23 protein-coding genes are annotated in these 23,129 nt (G+C 69.1%); 14 read left to right on the forward strand and 9 right to left on the reverse strand.

The features are described 5' to 3' along the window. Positions 1-41: 41 nt before the first annotated feature. The gene (locus F4561_RS01230; RefSeq protein ID WP_184573912.1) at positions 42-698 is read left to right on the forward strand and encodes a hypothetical protein; all 657 of its coding nucleotides are present in this window, start codon (positions 42-44) and stop codon (positions 696-698) included. Between the two features lie 45 nt (positions 699-743). Here the strand turns inward: F4561_RS01230 and F4561_RS32215 are convergent, their stop codons facing one another. The 3 genes from F4561_RS32215 to F4561_RS33535 are packed head-to-tail and all read right to left on the reverse strand — an operon-like array spanning position 744 to position 4,057. After that, positions 744-1,493, reverse strand: a complete 750-nt coding sequence (locus F4561_RS32215; RefSeq protein ID WP_312885565.1) for a polymorphic toxin-type HINT domain-containing protein — start codon at positions 1,491-1,493, stop codon at positions 744-746. 36 nt (positions 1,494-1,529) lie between these two features. After that, a complete protein-coding gene (locus tag F4561_RS01245; protein WP_184573916.1) occupies positions 1,530-2,240 on the reverse strand; it encodes a hypothetical protein in 711 nt (236 codons plus the stop codon). Then, entirely contained in the window at positions 2,240-4,057 is a 1,818-nt protein-coding gene (locus tag F4561_RS33535; RefSeq protein ID WP_184573918.1) for a polymorphic toxin-type HINT domain-containing protein, read from the reverse strand. The genes F4561_RS01245 and F4561_RS33535 overlap by 1 nt, the downstream gene beginning before the upstream one ends. A 135-nt stretch (positions 4,058-4,192) precedes the next feature. Between F4561_RS33535 and F4561_RS01255 the strand changes: the two genes are divergently transcribed. Continuing rightward, on the forward strand, positions 4,193-4,363 hold the full coding sequence (locus F4561_RS01255; RefSeq protein ID WP_184573920.1) for a cation:proton antiporter: 171 nt from the start codon (positions 4,193-4,195) through the stop codon (positions 4,361-4,363). 164 nt (positions 4,364-4,527) lie between these two features. On the opposite strand, the gene F4561_RS01260 is transcribed toward F4561_RS01255, so the two are convergent. From F4561_RS01260 to F4561_RS01270, 3 genes are all read right to left on the reverse strand, one after another. Continuing rightward, on the reverse strand, positions 4,528-5,010 hold the full coding sequence (locus tag F4561_RS01260) for a hypothetical protein (protein WP_184573922.1): 483 nt from the start codon (positions 5,008-5,010) through the stop codon (positions 4,528-4,530). Between the two features lie 180 nt (positions 5,011-5,190). Then, the gene (locus tag F4561_RS01265) at positions 5,191-5,691 is read right to left on the reverse strand and encodes a hypothetical protein (RefSeq protein ID WP_184573924.1); all 501 of its coding nucleotides are present in this window, start codon (positions 5,689-5,691) and stop codon (positions 5,191-5,193) included. A 107-nt stretch (positions 5,692-5,798) separates the two neighbouring features. Beyond that, positions 5,799-6,656 carry a sigma-70 family RNA polymerase sigma factor gene (locus F4561_RS01270; RefSeq protein WP_184573926.1) on the reverse strand — a complete coding sequence of 286 codons (858 nt, stop codon included), beginning with the start codon at positions 6,654-6,656 and terminating at the stop codon, positions 5,799-5,801. 249 nt (positions 6,657-6,905) lie between these two features. Between F4561_RS01270 and F4561_RS01275 the strand changes: the two genes are divergently transcribed. The 11 genes from F4561_RS01275 to mnhG all read left to right on the forward strand — a co-directional run bounded on the left by F4561_RS01275 (position 6,906) and on the right by mnhG (position 18,020). Then, positions 6,906-7,259: a DoxX family protein gene (locus F4561_RS01275; RefSeq protein ID WP_184573928.1), complete on the forward strand. Its 354-nt coding sequence runs from the start codon at positions 6,906-6,908 to the stop codon at positions 7,257-7,259. A 127-nt stretch (positions 7,260-7,386) separates the two neighbouring features. After that, positions 7,387-8,388 (forward strand): ABC transporter ATP-binding protein, encoded by a 1,002-nt coding sequence (locus F4561_RS01280; protein WP_184573930.1) that lies wholly within the window; start codon positions 7,387-7,389, stop codon positions 8,386-8,388. A 56-nt stretch (positions 8,389-8,444) separates the two neighbouring features. Next, positions 8,445-9,299, forward strand: coding sequence for an ABC transporter permease (locus tag F4561_RS01285; RefSeq protein ID WP_184573932.1), 855 nt, complete (start codon positions 8,445-8,447; stop codon positions 9,297-9,299). A 139-nt stretch (positions 9,300-9,438) separates the two neighbouring features. After that, positions 9,439-10,770, forward strand: coding sequence for a sensor histidine kinase (locus tag F4561_RS01290; RefSeq protein WP_184573934.1), 1,332 nt, complete (start codon positions 9,439-9,441; stop codon positions 10,768-10,770). After that, entirely contained in the window at positions 10,767-11,372 is a 606-nt protein-coding gene (locus tag F4561_RS01295; RefSeq protein ID WP_184573936.1) for a response regulator transcription factor, read from the forward strand. The genes F4561_RS01290 and F4561_RS01295 overlap by 4 nt, the downstream gene beginning before the upstream one ends. A gap of 924 nt (positions 11,373-12,296) precedes the next feature. Continuing rightward, a complete protein-coding gene (gene mbhE / locus F4561_RS01300; RefSeq protein WP_184573938.1) occupies positions 12,297-15,188 on the forward strand; it encodes a hydrogen gas-evolving membrane-bound hydrogenase subunit E in 2,892 nt (963 codons plus the stop codon). After that, positions 15,185-15,499 carry a sodium:proton antiporter gene (locus F4561_RS01305; RefSeq protein WP_184573940.1) on the forward strand — a complete coding sequence of 105 codons (315 nt, stop codon included), beginning with the start codon at positions 15,185-15,187 and terminating at the stop codon, positions 15,497-15,499. Before mbhE ends, F4561_RS01305 begins: the two co-directional genes overlap by 4 nt. Beyond that, positions 15,496-16,989 carry a monovalent cation/H+ antiporter subunit D family protein gene (locus F4561_RS01310; protein WP_184573942.1) on the forward strand — a complete coding sequence of 498 codons (1,494 nt, stop codon included), beginning with the start codon at positions 15,496-15,498 and terminating at the stop codon, positions 16,987-16,989. Before F4561_RS01305 ends, F4561_RS01310 begins: the two co-directional genes overlap by 4 nt. Continuing rightward, positions 16,986-17,426 carry a Na+/H+ antiporter subunit E gene (locus F4561_RS01315; RefSeq protein ID WP_221445324.1) on the forward strand — a complete coding sequence of 147 codons (441 nt, stop codon included), beginning with the start codon at positions 16,986-16,988 and terminating at the stop codon, positions 17,424-17,426. Before F4561_RS01310 ends, F4561_RS01315 begins: the two co-directional genes overlap by 4 nt. After that, entirely contained in the window at positions 17,423-17,683 is a 261-nt protein-coding gene (locus F4561_RS01320; protein WP_184573944.1) for an MrpF/PhaF family protein, read from the forward strand. Before F4561_RS01315 ends, F4561_RS01320 begins: the two co-directional genes overlap by 4 nt. Position 17,684: 1 nt before the next feature. After that, complete coding sequence (mnhG, locus tag F4561_RS01325) at positions 17,685-18,020, forward strand: monovalent cation/H(+) antiporter subunit G (RefSeq protein WP_184573946.1); 336 nt, start codon at positions 17,685-17,687, stop codon at positions 18,018-18,020. Between the two features lie 160 nt (positions 18,021-18,180). Here mnhG and F4561_RS01330 read toward each other — a convergent pair whose 3' ends face one another. Both F4561_RS01330 and F4561_RS01335 read right to left on the reverse strand, forming a co-directional pair. Further along, positions 18,181-18,843, reverse strand: coding sequence for a response regulator (locus tag F4561_RS01330; protein ID WP_184573948.1), 663 nt, complete (start codon positions 18,841-18,843; stop codon positions 18,181-18,183). Beyond that, the gene (locus F4561_RS01335; protein WP_184573950.1) at positions 18,840-19,967 is read right to left on the reverse strand and encodes a sensor histidine kinase; all 1,128 of its coding nucleotides are present in this window, start codon (positions 19,965-19,967) and stop codon (positions 18,840-18,842) included. Before F4561_RS01335 ends, F4561_RS01330 begins: the two co-directional genes overlap by 4 nt. Before the next feature lie 193 nt (positions 19,968-20,160). On the opposite strand from F4561_RS01335, the gene F4561_RS01340 reads away from it, so the two are divergent. Beyond that, positions 20,161-20,583, forward strand: a complete 423-nt coding sequence (locus F4561_RS01340; protein WP_184573952.1) for a DUF6223 family protein — start codon at positions 20,161-20,163, stop codon at positions 20,581-20,583. A gap of 13 nt (positions 20,584-20,596) precedes the next feature. Here the strand turns inward: F4561_RS01340 and F4561_RS01345 are convergent, their stop codons facing one another. Further along, positions 20,597-22,777 (reverse strand): SpoIIE family protein phosphatase, encoded by a 2,181-nt coding sequence (locus F4561_RS01345; protein ID WP_184583002.1) that lies wholly within the window; start codon positions 22,775-22,777, stop codon positions 20,597-20,599. Between the last annotated feature and the right edge of the window lie 352 nt (positions 22,778-23,129).

Raw genomic sequence — 23,129 nt, forward strand, 5'->3', positions numbered from 1 at the left:
GCGGAGTGGTCCTGTGTCATAATCGCACCATGATTAACCCAATGTCCATCGACCTGCCACGATTTCTTGCGAGCTGGTATGGGCTTTCGGATGCGCCGCCGAAGCCGCTGTCGGGTAATTATTCCTGGCTGCCTGAGGCGCTAAAGGAATGGTACGAACTCTCGTCCCAATGGACTGCACCGATAATGACAATGAAAAGGATGCATGCGCCGGAGGAGATTGCAGTAGAGTGTGGAAAGGCCATCTTCATGACAGGCTCCGGCGACGAGGTCTGGGCCTTTGATCCGGACAGTACGCTGGACGTCTACGAGGGGCAAATTTATGGTGAATGGGAACAGGTCGCGGAGCTTTTCCCGGAGTTCTTGGTTCATAACGCATTGAACGAGGCGGCCTACAATGCAATTTCAAGGATCTCGTGCGACGACGTCGAGGAGAACCAGCTGGAAGAGATCTTGGCTCCCATGGAAGAGGTTGGATTCGGCGGATGGCGGTGGCCCCGCCCAGGGCACCGAGTCTTCATGAGCAAAGAGCTTGTGGCTGACGTGGGGCCTGCGATAGAAGACCAGGAACCCTGGGAAGGCAGAGCAGGTCATTTTGAAGTGCAGATCGGTTCCAACAACCCGATGCTGACTGCATATTTCGATCAAATTCGAGGAATCAATTGGTTCAGATCCGGCCAGGCCAACCTCCAGCGTTGACACGCAGCGAGTCACAGGCAGAGTTCACATGCTCAATGACTACAATTAATCGGGTTTTCCTGTGAACGTCTGTGTCTCAATTTGGCCATCCCGATTCCGGAAGGTGACTTCCAAATCCGCGCCATCCGGAAGCATCCGCTCAAGCCGGTCTCCGCACGCCCCGCAAATATAGTCACCACTGATGTAGAGGCGCCCGTACTGAATTCCGCTCCTCCTCATCTCAGCTGCGGCCTGGGATGCCAGGTGATGAAAATTGGAACTGCTGGACCCTGGTGGACGCTCATAGTCCTCCGGAAGATTCCCACTCCCCGAACTCATCCCGATCGGGTCGTCGTTACCCTCTAAGTAGAGCGCGCCAGACATATTGCCCGGGTATTTGAAGCCGCTGCGTGCCTCATTCGCCGCAGCGAGGCCCTCCTCGTCGGTGACGTCGCACGGGTCCTCATTATGGACAAGGATCGGTGTGTCGCCTGAGACCGCGTAGTACGTGCTGAGGTCGTCGATGGTGAGGTTGTGGACCTGTTGGTCGTCGACGGTGTTGGTGTCGACGGCGGTGATTTGGGTCCAGGTGCCGGTGGAGGTGCGGAGCCAGGTTCCGGGGTGCAGGTCGGTGGCGTTGACCCATTGGGCGGGTTTGGGTGCCCAGAAGGGGTGTTCGTCGGTGGCGGTGAGGGTGGCGGTATCACCGTCGGTGTCGGTGGTGGTGATGTCGACGAGGGTCTTCTTGCCCGTACTGCTGATCAGGTCGGTGACTTCGCGTGGGCCTTCCTCGCCGGTGGCGGGGTCGAAGGCCAGACCTCATCCGACGAAGAACCAAACTCAGAACAGGCGCTAACCGAGGTCGCGTTCAGGGGCCGCCGTCGCGAACTCGGCTGCCACAGCGGCGAACTCCTCGCGGTGCGCCCGCATGAACCGGAAGACGTGCTCGCGGTCGGCCCACACCGGAGCCCCGCCCCCAGTGCGGCCAACAGGAGACTGGCGTCGCAGGGTGCCGTCGTCACCGACGGTCAGCAACCGTTCTTCTTGCCCCCGTCGCTCCTCCACCAGCGTGTGCACGAATCCCAGCGAGGCCAGCAAGTCCCGGTCGGTGGTTGCCACCGCGCCGGTCCGCCGCGCCCGCATCCATGCTTCCGGGGTGGGATAGACCGCGTGGATGTGCTCGCGCACCGCCACCCGGCCGGTCCCGGACCATTCCAACCGGCCCCTGAGTCGCGCGACCACCGAGGAGTCGTCGCTCCGCGGCGCTCGGTCGTGCAGCTCGATCCGTAGCGAGGGCATGTACAGGGCAGCGCTAGTCGGCCGGCGGATCATCAGACACCGGATGAAGTCGCATCCGGGCGTGACCGCGACCTCAACACGGGTGAACGGTCCCAGCGTGGCGGTCTCGGCCACCCAGGGAGGCACCAAGGCCGCCCACACGTCGTTGACAGCGACCGCATCGCGGGTGCGCGTGAGGATGTCGGACCAGGTGGCCTCGTCGGGGATGTTCTCGCGCAGGAACAGCGATACGCGTTCGCACTCGTGCAGCTCGTCGTCAGCCATCAGTTCTCGCCCTCACCACTGTCGGCGCCGGAAGCGTCGTTACCGTGGCCGTTACCCTGCTCTAGGTAGTCGTCGTCTCGCACCCGTTCGTTCCAGGTGTCCTGGCTCATATGGTAGGCGTGTATCTGGACGGGGCCCTCGACGACGATGACGCCCCTCCCCTTGTCGTCTCGCATGTTGGGGTGGTAGCTGACACTGCGGTTGCTGGAGGCGTCGGTGTGGGTTCCCGCGCCCCGGTTTCTGTCGAGGAAGGCGGCAAGGTCATCGACGGTGTCGATCCCGGCCAGCTTGTGGTCCGCCTTACCGGCATCCAGCTCGTCGAACATGTGTCCGACCCCCTGGGATACCTCAGTTTCATACTCCCATTCGAGGCGTTGAAGCGCTTCGTCCTCATTCTCGTTCGGTTGGCACTGGTATCCCGACGTCTGGTTGTGCACCAACGCGGTCGAACCGCCCACCTCGACGTAGTAGGTCTGTAGGTCGTCGATGGTGAGGTTGTGGAACTGTTGGTCGTCGACGGTGTTGGTGTCGACGGCGGTGGTTTGGGTCCAGGTGCCGGCCGACGTGCGGAGCCAGGTGCCGGGGGTGAGGTCGGTGGCGTCGACCCATTGGCCGGCCTTGGGGGCCCAGAAGGGGTGTTCGTCGGTGGCGGTGAGGGTGCTGGTGGTGCCGTCGGTGTCGGTAACCGTGATGTCGACGAGGGTCTTCTGACCGTCGCCGGTGATGGTGTCGGTGACCTCGCGTGGGCCTTCTTCACCGGTGGCGGGGTCGAAGGCGAGGATTTCGTCGCCGGTCTGGATGTCTTGGATGGGGGTGGTGGAGCCGTCGGCCATGAGCACGGGTGTGCCGGGGGTGAAGCTGTTGGTGCGGCAGTTGCCGTTGGGTTCGTCGGTGTCGTCCTCGTCGCGGTTCTGGCCCTGGCTGTCGGTCTCGCCGTCGGCGAGGTGGTGGGAGTCGGGTTCTGGGTCTGGGTCGGGGTCGGGGTTGCGGCCGGTGCCGTTGGGGAGTTTGGTGAGTCCTTTGAGGGCGGGGCCGCCGATGAGCCAGCTGGCGGCGTTGGCGGTGGAGCGGACGAGTCCTTGTTCGAACTCGCCGTTGGCGAAGTGTTCGTAGCCTTCTTCGCTGATGGCCAACTGTGCGCTTTGGCTGAGGTTCCAGGTGGCGAGGTGGCTGGCTCCGTCCCACAGTCCGCTCAGGTACTCGCCGTCGTCGAAGCCTTGCCGGATCAGTTCGGCGCTGTCGCGCACGGTTGCGGCGTACTCGTTGTGTAGCTCGGTGGCGCCGGCGATGGCGTTCTCCGCGCCGCGGCGGAGGGTTCCCGGGGCGTCCTCGCGCAGGTCCTGTGCGAGGTCGATGGGACCGCGGATGGTTTCCTCGGCCATTTCCAGGCCCTCGCGGGTGGCGCGGGCCTGGGACTCGGCGGCGTCATCGGCCAGGTCGGCGATGTCGTCGCGCAGGTCTCCGGTGGAGTAGGTGGGGGTGAGCCCGGCGCTTGGGGGCCCGGCGAGGAGGTTGTCCACGCCCAGTGGCGCGAACGATTCGCCGCTGCCGCTGCCGGGACCCAGGTCGGTGTCGAGGGTGGGCATGGAGCCCAGCGGACCGCCCCCGCCCCCGCCCTCGCCTTCGTCGTCGTTGTCGTTGTCGGGGTCGGCCTGCGGGGTGGCTGGTTGCTGGTCCCCACCCGGAGTGTCGTGTTGCTGTTCGTCGCCGTGCTCACCTCCGGCCTGGGGGCCCGAGCCGTTTCCCGGTGTGCCCACGGAGGTGATGGCGTCCTCGACCATGCCGGTGACACGTCCGGTGATGCCGGAACCGAGCACCGCAGCGGCAAGGAGAACCCGGGAGAGTGATCGGCTGCCTCGTTGACTCCTCCGCCCTGTGGCGGCTGCTGCGGTCCCCCGCCTGCGTGAGCTGTGGCGGCCTGCTGTCCTCGACGGGGACGTTCGTTCCTGCTGATGCCGAGTTGGGACACGGCGTGGAAGGTGGTGCTGGCCATCGTGCTGCAGCTGCTGAGCTCGCCGGTGGGCAGCTACGCGGTCGGCCGGGCGGCCTACCGCGTCGGGACGCCCCTGTCCGAGCAGACCCAGTTCGACCACCTGGGCCACCGGGTACCGGACCGGTCCTGAAGGACGCCCGATCGCCTTGGCGCGGGCGGTCCCGGCCCGCGCCAAGGCATTGCATTTGAGTGGTTCGCCGTTCAGCCTCATTCACGGATTCAACGAACTCCCAGGGGTGTTTCTGAGTACGGTTTGGGATCGTGGATCATGGTTCAACTATGGTTTTCAAATAGTCAGGAATCGAAAGTAGTGGATATGAGGATGGGTTCGGGGGTGAATCCGTAGCACCAGATTTTATCCAGCGGCTCCGTCGGGAGGGCCCCTCTAATCAGCTGAATGACCGCGGTGCCCAGAGAAATGACGGCCTCGGTTGAAATTGGGGTCGTCCCCCGCCATTCGAATTGTTCTAGCGGCCAGTCGGCGGTCTCTTCCGGTCCGACCGCCTCGCGTGTTCCCAGGCTGGTATTCGCCTCCTCCAGCCATTCGACGAACGCGTCCAGCCGCCGCTGGCCCCATACTGGGTCAATGACGAAGTCAAAGTCACTGATCTCCGCGTAGAGTCGCAGGTCGTCGAGCACCTCGTCCGCCCAGCGATCGTCTCCTGGCCCGGCCGTGCTTCGGGCGACCTTGATGACCTCGACGAGAAGGACGGAGCGAGCCAGATCATACGACCAGAACCACCGGTCGCCGAAGGCGATCGTTGTCGTCTTGCTCATAGACGGTCAGTTTAGAACATTGTTGTCCTGGATCACGATGATCTTGTTTTGGTTTGCGGAGCCGAAACCGGTGAGATCGACCGCCGCGTTATCCGATTTCTGGGAGTGGCGTACGGCCTGGTTGAGGACGCTCGCCCACCGATCCGGACGTCCCAGCAATCGCTGGGATACCGGTTCCAGCTATGGTCGCCATACCTTTTCTTGGCGCTGGTCCATGGTGTCACTGCGGAGGTAGTCGACCCAGTGTTCGTAGGAACCGTGGCTTCCGGTGACAAGGCCGTCCCACTCAGGGGTGACGAAGAAACAGCATGACTCGTCGAACGTGAACTCGACACATTCCAGAATAGCCTCGTCCGGGCAGGAGCGTGGGCCGAGGACATAGCGGATCCTAGTGCAGGTATTGGAATCCCGCCCATCGGCGAGGAACTGGCTTTCCAGACTGGCAGCAGCGAATATCTCTCCCGCGTCACCGTCAAGGAACCCCCGCAATTGGTCCTCTTCGGCCGAGAGGGATCCGGCCAAGCTTAGCTGTACCTGCCCACGGTCATCGGCGCTAGCGATCCGCAGCATCCCTTCCTGGGCAGCGAGGTAGACAGCGGTATTCCAAAGATTGAAATACCCGTTTGTCCACCGATCGACATAGCCAGGCATCAGAATGTCTTCGACCTTGCTTCTCTGCACCCAATCGAATATTCTTTCGATCGACTGGTTTGGCATTTTCGTCCGATCGTCAGTTCGGTGGTTTGGTGATCTGGACGCCGTTTGGGCCACCGGGTGCCGGACCGGTCCTAAGGGCGCCGGTATCGGACTTCGGGGCCTTGTCGCGGTCGGGCGATTGTGATCGTGGTGATCCGGTCGCCCGCGATCTCGAACCGGATGAGTGCCAGCGGGTGGCCGCCAGGAGCGATGACCGCCCCGGCGCGGCCGTTGACGAGCATCGGAACGCTCGCGTGGATGCGATCGATGAAGTTCCTGGTCTCCTGGGCGACGTTCCGTGCCCCTCTGACCTCGGCGGCCGCCCCTCCGGGCAGCACGTCCGGGGCGACCGTGCGGACCACGTCCGGCGCCATCAGCGTGATGAGTGTGTCGATGTCGCCCCCTCGCGCGGCGGCGAGGAAGGCTTCGACGATCCGTGCGTGCTCGGCCGTCTCGATCGGCCCGACCTCCACGTCCGGATTGTGCTCCCGAATTCGGAGCCGCGCGCGACTGGCCTGCTTCTTCGCGTTGGTCGGTGAGGTGCCCAGCACAGTGGCGACCTGCTCGAACGGCGCGCTGAACAGGTCGTGCAACACATAGGCCACCCGTTGCGCGGGCGTGAGCTGGTCGAGCAGCACCAGCAACGCTCGGGAGACGTCCTCGCGGTGGAGGAAATCCTCGTCGGCGGCGATCTGGCCGCTGGGAATGGCGTCGGCGAGCAACGGGAGCTCGCCACGGCGTTCCCGGGCTCGCAACTGGTCGAGGCACAGGCGCGCGGTCACCGTGGTGAACCACCCGTCCGGGTTCTGCACCTCTGTCCGCTTGGCGGCTCGCGTGCGCAGCCAGGCGGCCTGGACGACGTCCTCGGCGTCATGGACCGAGCCCAGCATCCGGTGGGCGAGTGAGAGCAGCCGAGGCCTCGCCGCCTCGAACTCGTCGATCAGTTCCACGTCGAGGTCACCTTTCGTGCGCACGGAACGTCAGGACGGTCGCAACGACGAACACGTGCACGCGGGAGGCTCAACCATGAACGTAGGGATCGTCCTCCTACCGGAGGTCGGCGCCTTCCACGCCAGTATCCCCGAACAGTCCGGCGAGCCAGGAGCCCCCCCGGGGGACTCGCATCTCACCGGCCGGTACGCCGCCATGACCGGCGCGGTCCTCGAACCCACGCAGACCACCCGGAAGGCAGGCTCGCATTGTTCACCGCTTACGTCGTACTGACCCTGATCGCCGCCGCGACGACGGCCATGTTGGCGGTCCTCGACCTCATCCGCCATCCGATCCCCCTCCGCGCGGCCGAGCAGGTGCGTGTGTCCGCATCCTGGGTACGCCCCATCGGCTGGGTGTTCCTCGCCGCCACGGTCGGCCTGCTCGCCGGCTTCGTCATACCGCCGCTCGGCATCGCCGCCGCCACAGGACTCGTGCTCTTCTTTGTCTGCGCGACCATCGCGCACCTGAGGATCGGCGACTTCCGGATCGGCCCGCCTGCCGGAGTGCTTGTCCTGGCAATCGCGACCCTGGTGGTGACACTCGCGTACCAAGTGGGGTGACGCCGGTACGCTCCCGCGCGGCCGCGCACCCATGACACCTGTCATGGGTGGGTGGCCGCGGAATCCACGGATGGGCGGTGACACCGGGGTCTACGCCCGGGACCGGCCGGGACGCGAGACTTCGGTCATGACTTCGGCACAGCAGATCTCCCCCGCCAGAACGGGCACCGGTATCACCGCCCCGGCCATCAGCGTCCGCGACCTGCGGCAGAGCTACGGCGACTTCGAGGCGGTCCGGGGCGTCTCCTTCGGGGTCGGCCGCGGTGAGCTGTTCGCGCTGCTGGGAACCAACGGCGCCGGCAAGACCACCACCATCGAGACCCTCGAAGGGTTCCGCCGCCCCACATCGGGGGAGGTGCGGGTGTTCGGCACCGACCCGTTCGGGCAACCCGCCAGCCTGCGCGAACGCGTCGACGCCGTGCTGCAGCACAGCGGGGTCTTCGGGGAGCTCACCGTCTCCGAGACCGTGGACCTGTCCCGCGACCTCGCCGCCAACCCGCTCGACCGCGACACCGTTCTGCGCACCATCGGCCTGGCCGACCGCGCGCGGGTCGCCGTACGGCAGCTCTCGGGAGGCCAGAAGCGGCGCCTGGACCTGGGATTGGCGCTGCTGTCCCAGCCCGAGGTGCTGTTCCTGGACGAGCCCACCGCGGGAATGGACCCGGAAGCCCGACGCGCGACCTGGCGGGTGATCGAGGACCTGGTCGCCGGTGGCGTCGCCGTGCTGCTGACCACCCACTACCTGGAGGAGGCGGAACGGCTCGCCGACCGGATCGCGATCATGCACGCCGGTGAGGTCCGGGTGAGCGGCCGGATCCACGAGGTGCTGACCGGGTGGGGCGACCGCATCGGGTTCCGGATCCCCGACGGGTTGCGCCTCGACGACCTGCCCGACCTGTCCGGGGCCGCGGCCGAGGCCGACATCCGTGAGAACGAGCCCTGGGTGAGCTACGTGGTCACCGGCGACGACACTGCCGGGCGCGGCCACCGGGCCATGGCCGAGCTGCTCGACTGGGCGCGGCACAACGACGTGACACTGCAGCGGCTCGAGCTGCGCACCGCCTCCCTTGAGGACGTGTTCCTCTCCGTGGCCGCGCAGGACGGCGTGGCCGAGCTCGCCACCGCCTGACCACCCAGCGCGCCCCGCGCACCGACGACCCCTCGCCGCAGCGACAGGAGCCCCCAATGGTCAGCACGCTCTCTGAAACGGCCGCGCCGCACCAGCAGGCCGGCCGCACCCCGATCAACCCGGTCCGGCAGTTGCTGCGGTTGACCCGCACCGAGCTCACGCTCTTCTACCGGTATCGGATGGCGCTGTACATCGCCATCTTCCCGCTGTTGTTCGCCTTCATCGGCGTCATGATGGAGGGTACGGACGTCCTGCCGGACGTCGACACCGCTGTGCACTACATCGCCGGCACCCTCGCGCTCGTCGCCATGATCGTGGGCATCCTGCATGTCTCCAACGTCTACGCCGCGCGGCGCGAGCAGCTAGTCCTGAAACGTTTCCGCGCCAGCGGGGTGACGCCGTTCGCGCTGTTCGGCGCGTCGACCCTGGCCGTCCTAGCCGTGGTGGGGCTGCTCACCGTGGTCATCGGCGCGCTGCTGGCGGGGCGCTACGGCGTGTGGCCGGCGGATCCGGTCCTGGTGGTGCTGCCGCTCGTGCTGCTCACCGTGATGATGGGACTCGTGGGCGCCGCGTTCACCCGGTTCACCCGCAACGCCGAGAGCGCCCAGCTCATGGCGATGCTGCCGTTCATGTCCCTCTACGCCGCCAGCGGGCTGATGGTGCCGCTGGAATCGATGCCGGACCGGGTCGCCGACGCCCTGCGCCTGCTGCCGATGGCCCCCGCCGTGGAGCTGGTCCAGTCCGGGTACCTGGGTTACGACCTCACCGGTGGCCTGGATGAGGCGAGCGCGGCGACCGGGCTGGAGCTGTGGGTCGCGGCGGCGCCCTCTCTCGGCCTGTTGCTGGTGTGGCTGGCGGTTTCGGTCTATACGCTCCGCTACTTCCGCTGGGACCCGCGCCAGGTGAGCTGAGCCGCCCGGCGCTCCAGGCTCCGCCGTCGTGGTCAAGGGGGCACGCGACCGCGGCGGCGGGCAGGGGGCGGGCCGGTCGGACGGGGCCGGCCCGCCCGCACCTGGCTAGGCTTTGCTCCGAGACGATGAGAAGGAGCGCATGGTGGCTGTCTTCGCGCCCGCGCCGTCCGATGGTGCGAACCCGGCGGACCGGTTCGGCAGGCGTCTGGTCCTCGCCCGCAGGGTGGTTCTCGCGTCGGTCGCCCTGGCGCAGCCCGGATGCGTTCTCGCGGCGCTGGGGGCCGCGGCGCAAGTGTGGTGGCTGGAGTCCGACCTCCCCCCGGTCGCGAGCCGGGCACCGTACCCGTTCGACGTCGTGCTCGCCGCCGTGGGCGTGCTGAGCAGTGTCGTGCTGGCGTTCCTGCTGCTGCGTATCGTGCGCTCCCGGATCGACCGGCCCGAGACGACACTCAACCGCGATGTCGCGCTGTCCATTGTCGTGCTCGGCGGCACGGTGGCTCCCCTCGGTGGGAACAACTGGACCATAGTGGTCGCGATCGCGTGGGCGGCCCCTGTGTGTGTGACCGGGTCCCGGTGGCGTAAGGCCGGGTATCTGCTGGTCTTGCTGCTCGCGACGGTCCCCGCTCCCGTGCTGCTGCACACGCCCGACGGTGGAGCGCCCAGGGTGCTCCTCTTCGCCGGCGTCATGTCCGTAATCGTCCTCGTGACATGCGGGCTGATGTGGTCCGGCTACGCCTCGGTCATCGTGCTGTGGGACATCGTCACCGAGGCTACGGCCGCCCGGGAGGCCCAGGCCCGGCTCGCCGTCAGTGAGGAGCGCCTGCGGTTCGCCCGCGACATGCACGACCTGCTCGGGCACAGCCTCTCTGGGATGGCGGTGCGCAGTGAGCTGGCGTCCCGACTGGCCGAGCCCGACCCGCAACGGGCCGCGCGGGAGATGGCCACGGTGCAGCAGCTCGCCAGGGACGCGCTGCGCGAGGTTCGCAACGCCGTCAGCGGCTACCGCGACGTGGACCTCGACGCCGAGATCGCCAGCGTGCGCGCCGTGCTCTCCGCCGCCGGCGTGCGGTGCGCGGTGACCGCCGAGACCAGAAGCGCCCCCGTACCCGCCGAACAGCGCACCCTGGCCGCCTGGCTGGTGCGTGAGGCCGCGACCAACGTGCTGCGGCACAGCTCGGCGACACGCTGCGCGGTCACCCTGCGGCGCGAGGAGCGGACTCTGGTGGCGGAGGTGTACAACGACGGCGTACGCGGTGCCGGTCAGAGCCCGGTGCGCTTCGGCAACGGCCTGACCGGACTGGCCGAGCGCGCGGCGGCCGCCGGCGGCACCCTCACGGCGAGCGCGAGCGGCGCCAACGGGTTTCTGGTGCGGGCGGTCCTGCCCGTCCAGGATGGCGCGGACAGCAGCGACGCGCCTCCCTCCGGCAGCGAATGGGCCGCGAACCCGAGCGGTGCGGAGGTGGTCCGGTGATCCGCGTGGTGCTGGCCGACGACGAGCACCTCGTGCGGGGTGCGATCGCGGCCCTGCTCGGCCTCGAAAGCGACCTGCGGGTGATCGCCGAGATAGGCCGGGGCGACGCGGTGGTGGACGCGGTGCGCGCGAACTCCGCGGACATCGCCGTGCTGGACATCGAGATGCCCGGCGCCGGCGGTCTGGAGGTGGCGGGCCGGCTGCGGGACGCCGCGCCGGGGTGCGGCGTGCTCATCCTGACGAGCTTCGGCCGCCCCGGGTACCTGCGCCGTGCCATCGCGGCCGGCGCCCGCGGCTTCCTGGCCAAGGACGCTCCTGTGGACCAGCTCGCCGGCGCGATCCGCAAGGTGCACGAGGGGGGCCGCTACATCGACACGGACCTGGCGGCGGCCGCCATGGCCGCCGGGGAGAGCCCTCTGACCGGCCGCGAGGCCGATGTGCTGCGCGCCGCCGCGGACGGCCTGGATGTCGGCGCGATCGCCCGGACCCTGCATCTGACCGAGGGCACGGTCCGCAACTACCTGTCCGGCGCGATGGCCAAGACCGGCACCGGCAACCGGTTGGCCGCCATCCACACCGCCCGGGACATGGGGTGGCTCTGACCGGTCTGCCAGTAGTACTTCGTCCCGTGCCGCTCGCCCACCGTGCGCGCGCCTGGCAGAGCGGCGAGGGTGCCGCGGGGACCGGGGCGGATGGTCCGGAAGGCGCACATCGCTGCGCTGGGTACGTGGTGCCGCCTCCGACGAGGGCAGCGAGGACGGTGGGTGGGCCAGCCCGCGATAGTCGGTGCGGGTGCCCGATGGTTGCGCGCCCAACGAGGGCAGCGACGGCGGTGGTATCCGGGGGGTGTTCCGCGCGCCCGCTATGTCTGGTCTGTGGAAAATCTGTGCGTCGATCTTGAGGATTCCGTGCCTTCAAGCCGCTATGAAGGAACGGAATCCTCAAGATCGACGCAGAAACCGGACGTAGCGGACATGTGAGGGCGGGTAGCAGAGGTCCCGAACCCCGTGCCGGGCGAAACCAGGCAGCTCCCCGGAACCCTGCGTCGTTGTCGCCGCCCTCGTCGGATGCGCCACCACCGGGCACCCGAAACGATCTCCGCGGGCTGGCCCACCCGCTGTTCAAGGAACCGAATGCTCAAGGTCGGCGCACACTGGGCGCTGGTTGTTTGGCTCCTGGGGATCGCGGGGTAGCACGTCCCTACGTCTCCATACGGGGGATCGGCGCACGGCCGGGAGACGTTGGGGGGATCGCTTGCCGTGGTTATTGGTGTGTCCCGCACAACTGTTTCCGTCTCATGGCTCCCGAGGCGGCCACCGTCGGTAGAGCCACCCCCGCACCGCCGAGAGGTGTTCCTCTGCGGTGACCCCCCGCGAACGCGCCGGCTCTAGGCCGGCGCCCGCGCGGCGCGACCACCCCCCACCCCCTAAGGCCCAACGGGCCCGGGACGCGCGGGCCGGTACCGATGCGAAAGGAGGGCACAGCCGCACGCGAGTGGTGCGTCGAGAGGCTTAGGGGGACGTCGGGTGATTCTGGTCCTCGTGCTGGCCGCGCTGGTTGTCACCGCGGCGCTGGCCCCGTTCCTCGAACGCTGGCTAGGGCGGGACGCCGGATGGCCGCTCGCGGCGGTGTTCCTGGTCCTGGCGGGTTTCGTGGCGGCGGCCGGGTCAGGGGTGGTGCACCACCGGCCGGTCATCGTGCAGTGGTCGTGGCTTCCAAGCCTCGACGCCGTCTTCGCGCTCCGCCTCGACGGCCTCTCGCTACTGTTCGCGCTGCTGATCCTGGGTGTGGGCGCCCTGATCATGGCGTACTGCACGCGGTACTTCGGCCACGGCGCGCACGCGGGGGTCTATCTGCTGCTGACCCTGTTCGCCGCGTCGATGCTGGGCCTGGTCCTCGCCGACGACCTGGTGCTGCTGTTCCTGTTCTGGGAGCTCACGTCGGTCTGCTCGTTCTTCCTCATCGGGAACGCCGGTCTGGCGGCCGCGGCCCCCGCACGACGGGCCTTGCTGGTCACCGTGCTGGGCGGGCTCGGGCTGCTCGCGGTGGTTGTCCTGGTCGCCGTCACCGCCGGAACCTCCCAGATCAGCGTGATCCTGCGGGAGATCGACTGGGCCGGAAACCCCGGCTTCACGGCGCTGGTGGCGCTGCTGCTCGTGGTCGCCGGCTTCACCAAGTCGGCGCAGGTCCCGTTCCACTTCTGGCTGCCCGACGCCATGGCGGCCAGCACCCCGGTGAGTGCCTACCTGCACGCCGCGACGATGGTGAAGGCCGGGGTCTACCTCTTCATGCGCTTCTCCCCGGCCTTCGCGGGCGAGCTGGTGTGGACAGTCCCGCTCGTCGGGGTCGGGCTGCTGACCGCCATCGTCGGCGCGTTCCTCGCTCTCAAGCAGCACGACCTCAAGGCGCTGCTGGCCTACTCCACGGTCAGCCAGCTCGGCTTCCTCACCGCGCTGGTCGGCATCGGCACCCCGGAGGCTCTCGGCGCCGCCGCTTTGCACACGATCGCGCACGCGCTCTTCAAGGCGACGTTGTTCATGCTTGTCGGCATCATCGACCGCGAGGCCGGCAGCCGGGACGTGCGCAAGCTGGGCGGGATGTGGCGGGTCATGCCGGTCACGGCCACCCTGATGGGTCTGGCGGCGATGTCGCTCGCCGGTATCCCGCCGGCGCTCGGGTTCGTCAGCAAGGAGAAGATATACGCCGCCTTCATCGGTTTCCACGGACCCGAGTGGGTGGGCTGGGCCCTGGCCGGGCTGGCGGTCGGCGCCGCCGTCCTCACCTTCGCCTACGGGGTGCGCCTGCTGTACGGCGCGTTCGGCGGACCTACCGTGCAGCGCCGGCTCACCGAGCCGTCCTGGCCGTTCCGGATCCCGGCCGCGATCACCGCCCTGCTCGGCATCGCCCTGGGGATCGCCGTCTCGACCCTCACCCCGCTGGTCGAGCAGGTGGTCCTGGACACCCGGCTCGTCCAGGGCGACCCCCACCTGGAGCTGTGGCCGGGTCTCTCGCCCGAACTGTTGATGTCGGCGCTGACCATCGCGATCGGGCTGTCGCTGTTCTGGGCCCGCGGTCCGGTGGACCGGTGGCTGCAGCGGCGCCGGTTGCCGTTCAGCGGGGTGAGCGTCTTCGAGTGGTGCCACGGGGCGCTGGTGCGGATCGGAAGCGGTGTGGGCGCGCCCAGCCGCGGCCTCTCTCCGATCGTCCAGGTGCCGCCGATCCTGCTGAGCCTGCTCGTCCTGGGCGCGGCCGGCCTGTGGTGGGGTGTCCCGCTCGCGCAGCGCCTGCCGGGTTCCTCCCAGCCCGAGGACTGGACCGTCGTCGCCGTCCTGGCGGCGGCTGTGCTGGCGATCGCGGTCACCTCGTCCCGTGTCGGCGCGATCGGTCTGCTCGGTGTCATCGGGTTCGTCGTGGCGGTGTGGTTCCTGATGCTCGGTGCGCCCGATCTCGCGATGACCCAGATGCTGATCGAGTTCCTCACCGTAGCGGTGGCGGTCCTCGCGTTGAGCCGGCTCCCCGCGCGGTTCCACCCGAGCGGGTGGCTGCGGGCCGGGGTGTCCGCGGGCGTCGCTCTCGCGGCGGGAGCGGCCGCCACCGCGCTCGCCCTGGCGTTCACCGGCCGGCGCGGACCGTCGGAGATCCGCGACTACTACCTGGGCGCGTCGAAGGAGGAAACCGGCGGCACGAATGTTGTCAACACCATCCTCGTCGACTTCCGCGCGCTCGACACGCTGGGCGAGGTCACCGTCCTCGTGGCCGTCGCGATCGGGATCGCGGCCCTCGCGCAGAGCACGCCCCTGCTTCCGGGCCGGCTGCGGTCCACCAAGCTGCCGCGGTCCAGCCCGATCGAGAACCGGGCCGACAACGCCATCGTCCTCACGATCTTCGGGCGGATACTCGCTCCCGTGATCGTCGTGCTCTCCCTCTATCTCCTGTTCCGGGGGCACAACGCGCCGGGCGGCGGGTTCATCGCGGCTCTCGTCGCCGGGGCCGGCCTCGCCCTGGCCTACGTTTCCGCGCCGCATCCGGACCACGCGTCGCGCAACTGGCCCTCGGTCGGCCTCGTCGGTGCGGGCCTGGCGATCGCGGTGGCCGACGGCGCTCTGGGGCTCGCCGGCGGCTCCTTCCTGCACCCCTTCCACGGCGAGGTGGAGGTGCTGGGCGTGACCCTCAAGGGCAGTACGTCGCTGATCTTCGACGTCGGGGTGTACCTCATCGTCGTGGGGCTGGTCGTTACGGCGCTGCGCCGCCTGGGGCATGGTCTCTCGGCCGACCTGGCGCGCGGCGGCCCGAGCACGCCCTACGGGGAGGAAAGCGGGAACTCCGCCGGGCCGGGGGTGCCGGAGTACGGGGACGCCGGGTACGAGGACGCGGGGCGCGCCAGCGAAGAGGCGAACCGGAACGGAGGAACCCAATGACCGTGGCCCTTGGCATCGGCATCCTCGTCACCGGGGGTGTCTACCTGCTTCTGCAACGCGGGCTCGTGCGTGTCATCTTCGGATTCGTGCTCCTCGGGCACGCCGCGAACCTGCTGCTGCTGTCCTCCGGGGGGACGTGGCTCCGGGAGGCGGCGATCGTCGGGACCGCCGACCCGGAACGGATGGCCGACCCGCTTCCGCAGGCGTTCGTGCTGACGGCGATCGTCATCACGTTCGGCGTCACCGTGTACCTGCTTGCCCTCGCCGGGTCGGAGCACGGCAGCGACGACGACACTGAGCGGTCGCGGTGACCGGCGCCCTGCTCCCGCTGACTGTCGCGGTCCCGCTGCTGGCCGCGGCGGTGCTCGCCATGGTCCGAGGTACCCGGTTCCCGCGGCGCGCCATGCTCGTCGCGGTGCTGATCGCGCTCCTGGCCGGCAACGCGAGCTTGGCCGGAGTGGTACGCGACGGGCGGGTGCTCGCGCACGACGTCGGGTCGTGGCCGGGCGGAATCGCGATCTCGTTCGCGGTCGACCTGTTCAGCGCACTCATGCTGACCGCGACGGCGTTGGTGACCCTGGTCTGTGTCGCGTTCGCGGCGGCCACCGATGTCGGGCGGAACCGGTTCTTCGGCCCGCTGGTCCTCGTGCTGTACGGGGGTGTCTGCGGTGCGTTGCTCACCGCCGACCTGTTCAACCTGTTCGTGTTCGTCGAGGTGATGCTGGCGCCGTCGTACGTGCTGATCAGTGTGTTCGGGCGCAGCTCGCGGATCGCGGCGGGGCGGCTGTACGCCGTGGTCAACCTGCTGGGGTCCACCGTGCTGCTCATCGGGATCGCCGCGGTATACGGACTGGCGGGGACGGTGAACCTCGGTGACCTCGCCGGATCGGGCCGGGAGAGTCCAGCCATGGCGGTGGCCGCCGGCGTCGTGCTGATCGCCTTTCTTGTGAAGGCCGCGGCCTTCCCGGTGTACGGCTGGCTGCCGAACACCTACCCGAACACCTCTCCGGCCGTCGCGGCGCTGTTCTCGGGCCTGCACACCAAGGTCGCCGTCTACGCCGTCTACCGGATCTACGCTGTTGTCTACGACGGCGACCCGCGCTACCTCGTCGTGCTGGTGACCATCGCCACCATCACCATGGCCGTCGGGGTACTCGGTGCGGTCGGCGAGTCCACAACGGGCACGATCCTGATCTTCAACATGGTCAGCGGCATCGGCTACGTCCTCCTCGGGGTGGCGCTGTTCGGCCCGATGGGGATCACCGCGGGGATGTTCTACCTGGTGCACCACATGGTGGTAATGGCCTCCCTGCTGTTGTCGACCGGAGCCGTACTGGTGACCTACGGCAGCCAGTACCTCGAAGAACTCGGCGGGGTGGCCCGGCGCGAGCCCCTGTTGGCCGCGGCGTTCCTCGGCGCGGCGTTCTCGCTGGCCGGTGTGCCGCCGTTCTCCGGGTTCGTGGCGAAGTTCGCCGTCATTCGGGCCGCGGTGGCCGAGGGGCAGTACGTCGCCGCGGCGACGGCGCTCGTGGTGGGGTTCGTGGCGCTCGTGTCGGTGCTGAAGATCTGGCACTGGGTGTTCTGGGGGCGGATGCCCAAGGAGGGCGCACAGCGGCACCGGTCGATGTCGCTCGCCGAGATGCCGCGGGTGCGGCCCGTGCTCATCGTGCCCGCGCTGCTGCTGACGCTGATCTCGCTGGGAATGGGCCCTGGTGCCGAACCCGTGCTGGCCATGACCGAGCAGGCAGCGCAGGGACTGGTCGACACCGCGACGTATGTGGAGGAGGTGGCCGGCCAATGAGCGGTGTGCTGCCACTGCTGACCGGCTCGGTGCGTTGGCTGGGCCGGCTCGCCGGGTTCGCGCTCTACTTCGGATGGGAGCTGGTCCTCGCGAACGCGACGGTGGCCTGGGAGGTCGCCACGCCGGGCTCCGCGCTGGCGCCGGGCATCACCGAGGTGCCGCTGCGCTGCCGCACTGACCTGGAGATCGTCACGATGTCCAACCTGATCACCCTCACACCGGGAACCCTGACCCTGGCGATCAGGCGGGACCCGCCCACGCTCTACGTGCACGCCTCGCACGCCGGCGACCCGGACTCCTTCCGGGAGACGCTCGACGAGCTGGAGTGCCGGATCCTCGACGTGCTGCGCTTCGAAGGACGGCCGGACGAGCCGCCGGCCTGGCGGTCCACCCCGGCGCGCAACCCGAACACCAGAGAGGAGGGAGGCGCCCCATGACGCTGGTCGACCTGGCGCTGGCCGTACTCGGCGCGGTGTTCATCATGGGAGTCATCCGGCTCGTCCGCGGTCCGACCGCGGCCGACAGAGCCATCGCGGCCGACCTGTGCTTCTTCGTCTTCATTGGTGCCGCGGCCCTGGTCGGCCTGCGGGTCGGCAGCACATGGGTGTTCGACGTCGTGCTCGCGGGCACGCTCACGGCCTTCATCTCCACGGTCTGGCTGGCGCGGCTCGTGGGCGGCGCGGAAGGAAGCTGACATGTGGGGGATCGCGGGTGGCGTACTGATCGCGATCGGGGTGGCGCTCACTCTGCTCGCCGGGATCGGGCTGCTGCGGCTGCCCGACGCCTACAACCGGATGAACGCTGTCTCCAAGGCCGCGAGCCTCGGGGTCGCCTGCACACTGGTGGGGACCGTGCTGCTGATGCCCGATGTGGCGGCGGCTGTCAAGACGGTCGTGGCCATAGCACTGCAGTTCATCACCGCCGCGGTGGGAAGTTACGCGCTCGCCCGGGCCGCGTATCGAACAGGGGTGCCGCTGGCGCAGGTCACCCGGTTCGACGAGCTGTCCGAGCGCTCCAGGCGCGGCGGTTGAGGATCGCGGGGCCGCACCGCGCGGCGAGACCCCGTGCACCCCTTGGGCGGCGAGGGTGACGTGGCGGTGCGTGGGCCCTGATCTCGCGGACGGCCGTGAGCGCGGCCCCGAACCGCGGGGCGGACACGGAAGCGGGCGCTGAGCTTCTCGCTGGGGATTCTCAGGAGCTGGGCGGGGTCACCAGGCCGGATTCGTAGGCGAGGACCACGAGTTGGGCGCGGTCGCGGGCGTGCAGCTTGGTCATGGCCCGGTTGATGTGGGTTTTCGCGGTCAGCGGGCTGATCACCATGTGGTCGGCGACCTGGTCGTTGGACAGGCCCTGCGCGACCAGGGCGACGGCCTCGCGCTCGCGGGTGGTCAGTTCTTCCAACCCCGTGCCGGTGCCGGTGTTGAGCGGCTGGGTTACGTACCGGTCGATCAGCCGGCGGGTGATCGACGGTGCCAGCAGGGCGTCGCCGCGCGCGGCGACGCGTACGGAGTGGAGGAAGTCCTCCGGCTGGACGTCCTTGACGAGGAATCCGGCCGCGCCGGCGCGCAGCGCGTTGAAGACGTATTCGTCCAAGCCGTAGTTGGTCAGGATGACGACGTGCACCCCGGCCAGTGCCGGGTCCGCGGCGATGCGCCGTGTTGCCTCGATGCCGTCGATGACCGGCATCTGAATGTCGATGAGCGCGATATCGGGCAGGTGTTCCCTGGCCAGTGCCAGGCCTTCGTCCCCGTCGGCGGCCTCGGCCACCACTTCGATGCCGTCCTCGGTGTCAAGGAGCGCGCGGAACCCGCTGCGAATGAGCGGCTGGTCGTCGACCAGCAGGACACGGATCATGGCGTTCGGTCCACGGGAAGTTCGGCGTGTACGGAGAAGCCACCCTCGCTGCGCGGTGCCGCCCGCAGGCGACCGCCGAGGGCGGTGACTCGTTCGCGCATCCCAAGCAGCCCGACGCCGGGCACCGGGTCGGTGTCCGGCGCGGCCCCGCCGTCGTCATCGACCCGTATTACCAGGGCGTCGGGACGGTAGTCGATCCAGACCGACGCGGTCGCGGCGGCGGCGTGGCGGGCGATGTTGGTCAGCGACTCCTGAACGATCCGGTAGGCGGTGCGGTCCACCGCGGCCGGCACGGCATGTCGTTGTCCCCCGATTGTCAGCTTCGCGTCCAGGCCGGTCGTCTGAGCCCGTTCCACCAGGGTCGGGACGTGGTCGAGCCCATACGGCGGGTTCGTTCCGTCGTCGCGCAGCGCCTCCAGGGTCGCCCGCAGTTCCCGGGCCGCCTCACGACCGGCCTCCCGGATCGCCAGCAGGGCCTCCGGAACCTGTTCGCCCCGCTTGCGGGCCACGTGGACGGTGACTTCGGCCTGCACCTTGATGACGGAGATCTGGTGGGTGAGCGAATCGTGCAGCTCCCGCGCGATGTGCAGCCGCTCCTCATTGGCGCGGTGCCGCGCGGCTTCCTCCCGGGTGCGCTCCGCTTCGTCCGCCCGCTGCTCGGCCTGCCGCAGCGCTTCCCCCGCGGCGCCGGCGGCGATCAGCCAGGCCACTTCGAGGGCGCCTCGGGCCTGCGCGAACGCCTCGCCCGTGTCGTGCAGGCCCGAGGCCATGGCGGCGAGCGGGAGGGCGGCCAGCAGGGTCACGCTCGCCGCCACCGTGACGATGCGGTGCCCCGCCCGCACGGCGGCGTACACCGCGAACAGAAACGCGACGGCAGGCATGTCGAAACCGGCCGCCTGGTAGCCCACCGCGCACAGCCCGGTGACGGCCAGGACGGGAACCGGCGCGCGGCGGCGCGCGATCAGCGCCAGGCCGCTAGCCGTCAGCAGCGCGTAGCCGAGCAGGTCGAGGTTCGCGGCGGAGTGCTCCCCTGACAGTCCGGTGACCAGCAATATCGCCGCCACGCAGCCGGCGATCGCCCAGTCTCTGGCACCGGCCCGGACACCGGGCCGTCCCGTACTCATGTGTGCACCTTAGCCGGATGTGCGCGCGGGCGACTCCCGCGCGCGGATGATCGGCCGACTACCGCGCACGCAGTACCTTCGCGGCCTCTGCGGCATCGGCGGCAGTACGCATTGCCCGCATCCGCTGGACGACCGGCGCCGGGTCCGGCGGAGATGATCGGGCGACATCCAGTCGTAGGAGAAGGAGCACCTCATGTCAGTCCGATTCATGCTTGCCGCGGCCGGAGCCGTCCTGATCGGAGGTTTCGGGTTCGCCGCGCCGGAGGCCGCGCACGCCTCGGTCCAGCCGGCGGCCGCCAGTGTTTACGCCATGAGCGCCGGGCGGATCGGGGCCATCGTGGCCGCTCTGGCGGGGTTGGTCGGTGTGGTCATCGGCGGGCTGGCGCTGGCCCGCTCCGCCGGTCGTATCGGCACCGGCGACGGGCGGCGCGGGGCCCTGGTGGCCCAGGTGATGGGGCTGATCGCCGTGGCACTCGGCGGGCTGGTCATCCTCACCGCCGAGGGCGGCCTCGGCACCGGCAACGGGCTGGGCGGGGGCGTCGTGGCCGTGGTGGTGGGGCTGATCGCCGTGGCGCTCGGTAGGCGGACCCTGTCCCGCTCGCGCCGCGTCGGCTGACCGCGCAGGCGGGTCACAGCAGCCGCAGCACCAGCATCGCCGTGTCGTCGGTGTGCCCGCCCGGCGCGAACTCCTCCAGGTCGCGGTCGATGCGGCTGATGACGGCCTGCGCGGTCAGGCCGGAGCAGCCGGAGAAGATGCGCTGCAGACCCTCGTCACCGAGCATGTCGTCACCGGAGCGGCGTTCGGTCACCCCGTCAGTGACCGCGAGAAGGACGTCGCCGGGCGTGGCCTCCACGGTCTCGGTGTAGAACCCGACGTCCTCGAACGCGCCAAGCAGCGGCTGGGAGGTGCCCACCGTGGTCACCTCGCCGACCCGGTTCAGCCGGAGCGGCAGCGGGTGTCCGGCCGACACCAGCCGGATGCGCATTCCCTCGCCGGGTTTGCCGATCGGGCTCATCTCCCCGTACAGCATCGTCAGGAACCGCGTCGAGGTGTTCTCGTCGAGGATCGCCAGGTTCAGCCGGTCCATGATGTGCGCTGGTGAGAAGCCCTCCCGGGCGAGTGCCCGCAGCGTGTGCCGCGCCAGGCCGGTGACGGCGGCCGCCGCGGGCCCGGTGCCGCAGACGTCGCCGATCGCGAAGCACCAGCGGCCGTCGGTGGCGAACACATCGTAGAAATCGCCGCCGACCACGGTGCGCTCGTCGGCCGAGCGGTAGAACACCGCGTGGTCCACGCCCGGGATGTTCGGCTCCTTCTCCTTCGCCGGGAGCAGGCTCCGCTGCAGCGCCTCGCTCATCGATGTCTGGCCCGCGTACAGGCGGGCGTTCTCCATCGCTGAGGAAACGCGGTGCGCGAGGTCGTCGGCGACGTCCACGTCCTCGCGGGTGAACTCGTCGTCGGGGTCCTTGCCCAGGGAGAGCCGGCCGAGGGTCTGGCCGTGCGCGACCAGCGGAATGCTGATGGCCGGCCCCTCGGCCAGCTCCAGCGGCAGCTCGTCGTTGAGTCCGGCGGTGATGAGCTGGCCCCGGGACCACAGCGGGCGCGGTTCGCGCTGCTCGGGCGGTGGCAGCGCTGCCAGCAGGGTCTGCAGGATGTCGTTGTAGTTCTCGTTGCGGTGCATCGTGTGGGTCAGCTTGGAGACGCCCAGCTCCGTGGTGGTGTGCACAGCGCACCAACTACCGAGGCGCGACGTCGCGAGCTGCGCGGCCAGCGCCGCGGTCATCTGCTCGTCGAGTGTTCCGGTGAGCAGGTCGCTGGCCTCGGCGAGGAAGCTCAGCGACGCGCGGCGCGCCAGCTCCACCTCGGCCAGCCGGGCGCGCTCCATGGGCAGGGCCATGCGGTCGGCGCCCTCCTGGAGCCGCCGCGCCGCGGTGTTCCCGAAGTGCCGGATGCGGCGCGAGGCGACGCCGATCAGACCGGTGATCCGCCCCTCCACGATGAGCGGCGCCGTCACCAGCGAGCGCATGCCGGCCTTGGCGAGGCGGCCACGGTGCGCCCGGGCGATCATCAGGTCGTCGTTGATCACCGGACCCGGTTCGGGAGCCGCCGACGGGAAGGTCTCCTCGGTGCGGCTCCGAAACGGCCGCCACGGGCCGCTCGACAACCCGGTGGCCGTCCGCACCTCCCATTCGGTCTCGTCGGTAGTGGCCAGCGCGATGTAGGCGGCGTCCCCGCCCAACGCGGAGCGCGCGTACTCGACGGTGCGGTCGAGCAGCTCGGGAAGCGGGAGCCGGGCACTGAGCGCGGCGTCGAGCGACGCCCAGGGGTTGGGGCGCGCCGGGCGGCGGCGGTGTGGACGAACGGGGTCCGGCGGGGAGAGGGCGGTCCGTGTGGTGTCGCCGTTCTCGGGCTTCTCGTCCTCGACCCGGAACCAGACAGCCTTGTCCTCCTTGCTGTAGCTGACACCCCAACTAGAGGCGATCGCCGCCGCCAGCGCGAGGCCGAGGCCGCCGTCGCGCCCGTTTTCGCCCTGCGTGGACGCGTCCACCGTCAGCGGCCCGACCCGCGGCACAGCGCGCTCCGGGGTCCGGTCGGCGACGACCACCTCGACGGCGTCCGGTAGCCGCCGTACCGTGAGCTCGAGCGTGCTCTCCGCGTGGACCACCGCGTTCGTAACCAGCTCGCTGACGAGCAGGATGATGTCGTCCGAGGAGTGCTCGATCCCCCAGTCCTGCAGCTTCTCCCGGACGAACACACGCGCCTCGCCCGCGGTCTCGGGAGCGGGCGAGAATTCCCGGTGGGAGACCTTCATCGTGTCATCTGGCATTGTGCAGCCGTACGGATTCCTTCGGCTCGAATAGGGCGGATGGGCACTGTGTCGTTACTACGATTGGCCCATACCCCTGTCAGGTCGTCGTGTGCTGGCCCGGCGGTGAAGTAACGGTCGCATCCCATATGCACAGCGGGGACAACGCAGTCATGATGTCAGAACGTCCGTGTAGTTGAGCAGCCAGCCGATTGATCCAATGCACCGCGGTCTGTCCGGCGCGGCCACCGAGCGACACAGTACGGTCAAGGTGGCCGCGGTGGAGACCAAGCCGAGGTGAGATACCCCGCACCCCAGCGGAGCGGTATATCCCCTGATCCCGGTGGACGGGGTTACC

The organism is Lipingzhangella halophila (genome assembly GCF_014203805.1).
Classification (GTDB): Bacteria; Actinomycetota; Actinomycetes; order Streptosporangiales; family Streptosporangiaceae; genus Lipingzhangella; species Lipingzhangella halophila.